The 7,809-nt window shown below is 62.1% G+C and carries 9 protein-coding genes; all 9 read right to left on the reverse strand.

What is annotated here, in order from left to right; all coding sequences use genetic code 11:
- The coding region (locus L995_RS25835; protein WP_047474157.1) for an ABC transporter transmembrane domain-containing protein at positions 1 to 545 on the reverse strand (545 nt) is incomplete at its 3' end.
- Positions 539 to 2,353: an ABC transporter ATP-binding protein gene (locus tag L995_RS25840; RefSeq protein ID WP_047474159.1), complete on the reverse strand. Its 1,815-nt coding sequence runs from the start codon at positions 2,351 to 2,353 to the stop codon at positions 539 to 541. The genes L995_RS25835 and L995_RS25840, both read right to left, overlap by 7 nt.
- Positions 2,354 to 2,516: 163 nt before the next feature.
- Entirely contained in the window at positions 2,517 to 3,530 is a 1,014-nt protein-coding gene (locus tag L995_RS25845; protein WP_047474161.1) for a FecR domain-containing protein, read from the reverse strand.
- Positions 3,531 to 3,543: 13 nt separating this feature from the next.
- Positions 3,544 to 4,062 (reverse strand): sigma-70 family RNA polymerase sigma factor, encoded by a 519-nt coding sequence (locus L995_RS25850; RefSeq protein WP_013803359.1) that lies wholly within the window; start codon positions 4,060 to 4,062, stop codon positions 3,544 to 3,546.
- 103 nt (positions 4,063 to 4,165) lie between these two features.
- Positions 4,166 to 5,470, reverse strand: coding sequence for an SGNH/GDSL hydrolase family protein (locus L995_RS25855; protein WP_047474163.1), 1,305 nt, complete (start codon positions 5,468 to 5,470; stop codon positions 4,166 to 4,168).
- Between the two features lie 528 nt (positions 5,471 to 5,998).
- A complete protein-coding gene (locus L995_RS33475) occupies positions 5,999 to 6,166 on the reverse strand; it encodes a hypothetical protein (RefSeq protein WP_156136136.1) in 168 nt (55 codons plus the stop codon).
- A gap of 70 nt (positions 6,167 to 6,236) precedes the next feature.
- Positions 6,237 to 6,716 (reverse strand): RHS domain-containing protein, encoded by a 480-nt coding sequence (locus L995_RS25860; RefSeq protein ID WP_442855565.1) that lies wholly within the window; start codon positions 6,714 to 6,716, stop codon positions 6,237 to 6,239.
- 58 nt (positions 6,717 to 6,774) lie between these two features.
- Positions 6,775 to 7,221, reverse strand: coding sequence for a hypothetical protein (locus L995_RS33480; protein ID WP_156136137.1), 447 nt, complete (start codon positions 7,219 to 7,221; stop codon positions 6,775 to 6,777).
- 5 nt (positions 7,222 to 7,226) lie between these two features.
- A partial coding sequence (locus tag L995_RS32425) for an RHS repeat-associated core domain-containing protein (protein ID WP_231574532.1) occupies positions 7,227 to 7,809 on the reverse strand: 583 nt, incomplete at its 5' end.

Here is a 7,809-nt window from a genome sequence, read left to right on the forward strand (position 1 = left end):
TCGTCGGCACGGCGGCCCAGGTGTGCGGTGACCAGCAGCACGCCGGCCAGCAGCGGCAGCGCCAGCAGTGCAATCAGGCCCATGCGCCAGTCCATGGCACACAGCGCGGCCACCACGGCAACGGGCGCCACGGCGCCGCTGAACACGGGCGTGAACACATGGGCCGGCAGCTGGGCCACTTCCATCATTCCCTGCGAGACAACGTGGTTGAGCCGGGCCGTGTTCTCGGGCGTGAACCATCCCACGGGCAGGCGGGCCACATGGTCGCCAAGCCGGTGGCGCGCCACGCGCAGCACGGCGGCGCCCAGGCCCAGGCCGGCCTTTTCCACCTGGCGCTGCCAGGCCCAGCACAACACCACGCCCGCCAGCAGCACGGCCAGCCAGGCCGAGGCGCCGCGCGTATCGCCTGCCAGCAGGCGCGACAGCACGGGCACAAGAGCGGTGACGACCAGGCCGCTGAGCAGGCCATGCAGCACGGCCATGCAGGCATAGCGGCGGAAAAGCCGGGCATCGTCGCCCAGCAGTTGCATCAGGGTCTTCAGCATGACGGCAGCTCCGGGGCCAGGGCGGGGGTGGAAGGCAGGGATTGGGAGGGCTGTGACTCGTACCCGCCCAGCGCCCACAGCCGTGCGTAGCGTCCGCCCAGCGCCAGCAGCTCGGCATGGCTGCCGCGCTCGCGGATGACTCCGCCTTCCACCACCAGGATCTGGTCCGCATGCATGACGGTGTCCAGCCGGTGGGCGATGACCAGCAGGGTGCGTCCGGCGGCCAGGCGCGACAGGGCTTCCTGGATGGCAGCCTCGCTCTCGGCATCGGCAGCGGCCGTGGGCTCGTCCAGCACCAGCACGGGCGCATCCAGCAGCACGGCGCGCGCAATGCTCAGGCGCTGCTGCTCGCCGCCGGACAACTGGGCGTCTTCGCCGATCACGGAGTCATAGCCGCGCGGCAGCGCCAGGATGCGTTCATGGATGTGGGCGGCGCGCGCCGCCTCTTCCACCTCCTGCGCGCTGGCCGAGGGCCGGCCCAGTGCGATGTTCTCGCGCACGCTGGCATGCACCAGGCGCACGTCCTGCAGCACAAAGGCCAGGTGGCGGTACAGCTGTGCGGTCTCGATCTGCCGCAGGTCCACCCCGCCCAGCGTGATGCGCCCTTCGTTCGGGTCGAAGAAGCGCAGCAGCAGCCGGGCGAGCGTGGACTTGCCCGCGCCCGAGCCCCCCACTACGGCGGTCACCGTGCCGGGCCTGAGCGTGAAATCCATGCCCTTGAGCACGTCATGCCCCGCCTCGTAGGCATGGCCCACGCCTTCGAAGCGGACTTCGCAGCCTTGGGGCGGCCTGCATTGATCGGCGGCCGGTTGCTCCAGCACGGGCGTGCGCAGCAGCGCCTGCACGCGCTGGGCAGCGCCCGTGGCGTGGTTGAGCGCATGCAGGTTGAAGCTGAGCAGCTGCAGCGGCGCGCTGATGCCCGGCGCCACCAGGGCAAAGGGCAGCACGTCCACGGGCGCCATCCAGCCCAGGGCCGTGAACAGCGTGCCAAAGGCCAGCACCACCCCCAGCACGGCCACGGGCGCGATCAGCGCATTGGCATTGGCGCGCGCCGACACCAGCGGACGCGCAAAGCCGAGGAAGGCGTCGGTAAAGCCATCGACGGCCTCGCGGTAGCTGCCATGGGCGCGCCCGCTGGCACCAAAGGCCTTGACCACGGGAATACCGTGCACAAACTCCACCACCGCGTTGTTGATGCGCGCCAGCCCCGCGCCAAAGGCCGGCATGTGGGCACTGCTGGCCTGCATGGCGTGGCGCATCACCAGAAAGAAGATGCCGAACGGCAGGGCCGAGACCAGGGCCATGCGCCAGTCCATGGCCACCAGGTAGACCGCAGAAGCGGCCACCGTGCCCGCGCCGCGCCCCACCGTGGTGTAGAAGTGCGCGGTCAGCTCGTGCAGGGTGGCCACGTCGTCCTGCATGGCCTGCTTGACCTGGCCCGAGGCCCGCTCGGTGAACCAGCCCAGCGGCACACGCGCCAGCCGCTGCATGGCCGACAGGCGCAGCCCGTGGGTGAGGCGGTTGTCGGCCAGATGGGCAATCAGCTCGCCCGCCGACACCAGGGCCATGCCCGCGAACAGGCAGACCAGGCACAGCACGATGACTCGCCAGGCATCAGCCGCCACCATGCCGCCATCGGCCAGCGCCAGCCGCGCGATATGGGCGATGCCGGCCAGCGGCGCCAGCGCCAGCACGGCGCCCGCAAACGACAGCAGCGCGGCAAGAACAAGCTGCGCGCGGATGGGCTGCAGCGTCTGCGCAATGGGGCCGGGGCCGGCCTGGGCGTCATCGGCCTCGGGTGAGTGCATGGGTTCTCCTGGAAGGCATGGCGGAACAGAAAAGAACAGAAAACAAGGGCTCTTGCCTGTCTTCCGAACGAGAACGCCAAACCCTCAATCCCCAGGGGCAGAAAGTTGAATCAGCCGGTAACGGGTTCCGAGAAACGGGGAAGGCGCCGCGATGAAAGAAGCCTCAGCCCGCCGCCTGCACCGTGACCCAGTAGCGCGTGCGCGAGACCACCTGCACGGGCAGGCCCAGGGCCAGGTTGTGCAGGGCGCGGTCGGTGTCGCGCAACGAGAACACGCCCGTGACGCGCAGGCCGGCCACCTGCGGGTCGCAGCGCAGCAGGCCCGTGCGGTAGCGCGCCAACTCGGCCACCAGCTCGCCCAGCGGCATGTTGTCGGCCACCAGCACGCCGCGCGCCCAGGCGGCGGCGCTTTCCTGCGCGGCCACTGGAGGCTGGGCCAGATCGCCGGAGAAGACGGCGCCCTGCCCTGCCTCCACGCGCACCACTTGGCCCGGCGCCCGGGCGGGACGCACTTCCACCGCGCCCTCGAACACGGCCACGCGGGACTGCTCATCTTCCTGGCGCAGCGTGAAGCGCGTGCCCAGGGCCTGCACCGTGCCGTGGCGCGAGCGCACGCGCAGCGGGCGCGGTGTGCTTTGCGGATCAGGCGCGGTGGTCACGAGGATTTCTCCGGCGCGCAGCAGGATCAGGCGTTCGGCCCCGTCAAAGCGCAGGTCGATGGCCGAGGCCGAGGCCAGCACCACCTGCGTGCCATCCGGCAGCGTGATCTCGCGGACCTCGCCACGCGCCGTGCCATGGCTGGCAGCGGCGATTTGCCAGGCATCGGTGCCGCGCACCACATGGGCCAAGCCACCGGCCATGGCCATGGCCATGAAGCCCAACACCTGCATGGCACGGCGGCGGCCACGGCGTGGCGCCGGCGACGCAGAGGAGGTGTCCGCCAGCGTATGCCGCGCAATGCCGCCGGGCACGCTGCGCAGCTTGTCGTCAAAGGCCTGCAGCCGGCTCCAGGCCAGCTCGTGCCGCGGATGCTCGGCACGCCAGCGGGCGCAGGCGGCACGGTCTTCGTCGCTGGCGTCATCGGCCCACAGCCGGGCCATCCATTCGGCGGCACGCTGGACAATGGCCGGCTCCAGCAGTTGGCCGGATGCGTCGGAAGATACGGGCGATGAGGACATGCGGGCGAACCGTTCAGCACACCGGGCCGTGCAGCGCCTGGTAGCAGGCCAGCAGGCCGGCGGCGATGTATTTCTCCACCGAAGACACTGACACGCCCAGCTCGGCCGCGATGTCGCGGTAGGCCATGCCGTCGAGCTTGCACAGCAGCAAGGCCTTGCGCGCCTTGGGCGGCAGGCCGTTCAGTGCGGCGTCGATCTCCACCAGCGCCTCCAGCGCCAGGGCACGTGTTTCTTCGGAGGGCGCCATCTGCTCGGGCAGCAGGGCCAGCGCTTCAAGATAGGCCGCCTCCACGCGGCGACGCCGGTACAGGTCGATCACCAGGCCGTTGGCAATCTGGGTGAGATGGCGGCGGTGCTCGTCGGCCGGCGGAACACGGCCGGTGCGCAGCAGTTGCAGGTAGACGTCGTGCGCCAGATCGGCCGCATCAAAGGCATTGCCCAGCTTGCGGCGCAGCAGGCCGCGCAGCCAGCCGTGGTGATCGGTGTAGAGAATTTCGACTTGTTGCTGAAGCGCAAACTCGGCGGCGGCCACAGTACCCCTCCCTGTGCCCCAGGGCGCAGGCACGCCGGGGACGTATGACAAATGAGAACCATTTGCATTTTATATGGAAGCCAGCCCCCGCCGCCGCGACGCACTAGCGCTGCGGCAGGCCGGGCAGTATGGCGTTCAGGTCTACCGCATTGGCCATGGCACGGTTGCCTTCGTCGCCAGGATGCAGCCGGTCGCCCGAGTCGAAGCGCGCCGCCATGCGGGAGGGATGGGCGCCATCGCGCAGCACGGCATCGAAGTCGATGACGGCATCGAAGGCACCGCTCAACCGTATCCATGCATTCACCTGCCGTCGCAGGTCGTCCTTGTCGTCCTGGTAGTAGTCCTCCAGCGGCGTGCCTGGCAAGGCGCCCTCGAAGGGTGGCAAGGTGGCGCCGATCACGCGCAGGCCGTGGCTGCGCGCCCTAGCAACCAGCTGGCGATAGCCCTCTGCCATGTCCTGCAGCGTGGGACGCGGCGCCTGCCGCGCAAAGGCCGTGCCGGGCCAGGAAATATCGTTGATGCCCAGCAGCACGATGAGGCTGCGCACACCGGGCTGGGCCAACACATCACGCTCCAGCCGCGCCAGCGCATGCTCGCCCATGCCATCCGACAGCAGGCGCGCGCCCGAAATGCCGGCATTGACCACCGCCGCGCCGTGCGGCGCAAGGCGCGCGGCCAGGAAATCCGGCCAACGGCTGTCCCTGTCCAGGCTGGCCGTGGCACCGTCGGTGATGGAGTCGCCCATCACCGCTACCACGGGCGCCGCAGCTTCTGCCTCGGCCTCTATGCCCGCCAACAGCGGGCGGGCCGTGCTCCTGATTGCGCCAGGGTCCGAAGTCCGCAGCGCCGCAGCAGCGGACTGATCGCCCGCCACGATCCAGCCGGTCTGGCGCCCATCCCAGTGAAAACTCTGCACAGGCATGGCGCCGGGCAGGTACAGGCTCACGGCCACCTGCGACAGCGAGGCCAGCGGCAAGGCCACAGGGTCGCTGACCAGGGATGCGCCTGCGGCAATGGTGGCTTGCGCGCTGCCGCCAAAGGTCACGGCCTGCAGGCTGCCAGCGTCAATGGCGCCCGCCGGCAACGGCTTTGCCACGGTCGCCCTGCCCACCGTCACAGGCTGGCCGCCATAGGCGTTGGACAGCACGATGCGCAGGCGCGGCCCGCCCAGGCTGATGCGCGCCACCTGGCGCACGGTCTGGTCCCGCAGAACGGCAGGCAGGTTGGTGGGAAAGAGGAAGTCCGCCCCCCAGACCGGCTGCGGGCTGGCCTGCCACGTGGCAGCCCAGTTGGAGGCTTCAGCCGAACCCGCCGACACCGTCGAATCCGCCATGGCAGGCGTGGAAATCAAAAGCGCCAGAAGGACAGCGCCCGAGGCCGTGGAAAGCGATGGAAAGGGTTGCCGCATGCAAGGAATCCGATGTCTGTTGATGGCGGGATCATGGATTCAAGGGCTGCGCGGGACTAGACGGTCTGCTGGAACACCATCTATGAATTCAATTCACGATGAGGCCTGTGCTGTGCTTTGGCAGCGAGGATGGGATGCGTATTCAAGCGTTTTTTTTAGGAGCGATGCAAGGCTGAGGCGGTCTTCTGGCGGCAAAAATCACATCCTATAGATTAACCTGCGCCAATTACCTGATGTCCAGATATTGCATTTCAGGCTTGAAATCGCCATGCTCACAATATTCCTTCGCCATTTCATTATCATATTAGGCCGAATTCAAGAAAATATTCTACTGGCTTATATACTCAATAACCACAAAATAAGCGCCTACTTCGAAAAATACCCACAATGAAATTCTAGAAATCCCTGTGGAACCTTCATTCTTTAACGCCTCACAAATCTACTTCCTCCGTCAACAGCCCCCTGAGTATTGGATAATTTAGTATCCATAACAGAAGAGCCCCAGCCAGAAAGAACCATCTATTGTCTTCAACAATAGATAGTCCAGCGCCAGCAAAGAAGATAATCACTCCCAAAATTTTCCCCATTATCAATACGACCCGATATTTTTTCTTTGAAATTTTTACATTCATATATTTTATTCTCATCAAAAGTTAAATTATTTTGATTTGCAACAGCTGCATGAAAAGAGTTCATAGCGACCAGCTGAGTTGCTCCTACCACATTTGGCTGAACAATTTTCCCGGCACCACTTTTACACAACCGGTTATTTGAATATTCTCCACTGGCATATAGAATCCTGATTCACATAAATACGCACCATCAAATCACAATGCCGATCCCGGTTGTAATACGCCCCCGTTTCCCTGTCATGGTGCTGCCTTTGCGGGTTGCATTTCTTCAGCACATTGCCCCAGGGGTGCAGCTTTGCGGCCCAAGCCACTTGGCCGGTCTGGTCCGTCAGAGCCATTGGCGTGCCAAGATGGTCGCAGTGGTAGAGGTCGATAGCGATGTGGGCGCGCTGTTCTCTCTCTTGTTCCTGGAGTTGGGCCTGCATGCCGCCGAGCAGGTAAGTGGTGCCGTCGGCCTGTTCGCCCAGCAGGGCCTGGGCACTGGGCGGCAGGCCGTGGTCCACTGGTGTGCCGCAGATGTTGGGCAGCGTCTTGCTACAAATCACGCGGCATGCCCGCCAGCATTTCTGTGGTCTGCCCGTCGTGAATGTCCAACATGGCCAAGTGATCTGCATGGATTGGAATCCTACCTTTTTCAAATCATTGATTCGAAGAATCTGGACAACTGAGAAATCAAGATGGCTTCTGATCTTTGGCTTCAATAATCTCTTTATTTATTAGGAAATCACCGTATGGCCATACCGTTATGATTGTTTTTCTTACGAAACCTCCATTTACCTCATCGAATCTTGAAAATTTTGAAATCTTGAAATACTGGGTGTGATCACCCAATGTATTTGCAATCTTTATTGATCTAGGGAAGGCATTCAAGTCAACCTCAAGCCCACTAGTTCTAATCTCTATATTCTTCCTTATTATCTTATGATTTATTTGCCAGGCAAAAATACCTTTAACTTCAAGAGAATACTGTGGATCGCCTAATTTCTCAAATATTTTAGATATGCGCATACCTTCGATGGCAGATAACTCCATCTTCGTCGGAATTAATAAGAAAATCAACAAAGACGCCATATGCATGACAAACAGCGCGATTGTTAGATAGATAAATTTTTCAATCACATTAATTAATCTTTGCATCTTCTGTAGACAGGATTTCCCTTAGGAGCACCACCATTCCAAGGCCAGCCGGTTGAATGAGACCCATTTTCTGATCCTGCACCAATAGTAGTATTATTTTCCGTGACAACTGCGACGTGCCCACTCGCATCTGGGTAAGGGTATGCTACTGCAACAATATCCCCAGGTTTTGGTGAATTAACTATTTCAAAATTTGGTATGATATTTTTCTCATCAGCCCAATCTCCTGCACTTATTGGGCCTCTTGGTATAATCCCATACTTGTAACGAGAAGGTGACTTAACACTTGCATCCTCGAGCACTTCATGAACAAAGAGGTTGCATTTATTTTTATCCTCTCCAAAACCATAGCTAGATTTACTTGAATATCTTGCTTGATTGTTTAGTTTTTTTGCTGCTTGCAAAATTCTTTCTGCACAAGTTTTCACAGGAGCCAATCCCAAAGGATCAGTAAATATTATGGGACTCGTCGCGTATATACTTTTATTAACCCCACCTGCCAACCCAATCGGATCCTGATTCACATAACTCCCCACCATCGGATCGTAATACCGATGCCGGTTGTAATAC

This window comes from Delftia sp. ZNC0008, from assembly GCF_000799035.1.
Classification (GTDB): domain Bacteria; phylum Pseudomonadota; class Gammaproteobacteria; order Burkholderiales; family Burkholderiaceae_C; genus Comamonas; species Comamonas tsuruhatensis.

What these genes read in the sequence shown, in the direction of transcription:
- L995_RS25845 (WP_047474161.1), bottom strand. Translation starts at nt 3,530, where the DNA reads ATGTCCTCATCGCCCGTATCTTCCGACGCATCCGGCCAACTGCTGGAG.
- L995_RS25855 (WP_047474163.1), bottom strand. Translation starts at nt 5,470, where the DNA reads ATGCGGCAACCCTTTCCATCGCTTTCCACGGCCTCGGGCGCTGTCCTT.
- L995_RS33475 (WP_156136136.1), bottom strand. Translation starts at nt 6,166, where the DNA reads ATGAACTCTTTTCATGCAGCTGTTGCAAATCAAAATAATTTAACTTTT.
- L995_RS25840 (WP_047474159.1), bottom strand. Translation starts at nt 2,353, where the DNA reads ATGCACTCACCCGAGGCCGATGACGCCCAGGCCGGCCCCGGCCCCATT.
- L995_RS25860 (WP_442855565.1), bottom strand. Translation starts at nt 6,716, where the DNA reads ATGCAGATCACTTGGCCATGTTGGACATTCACGACGGGCAGACCACAG.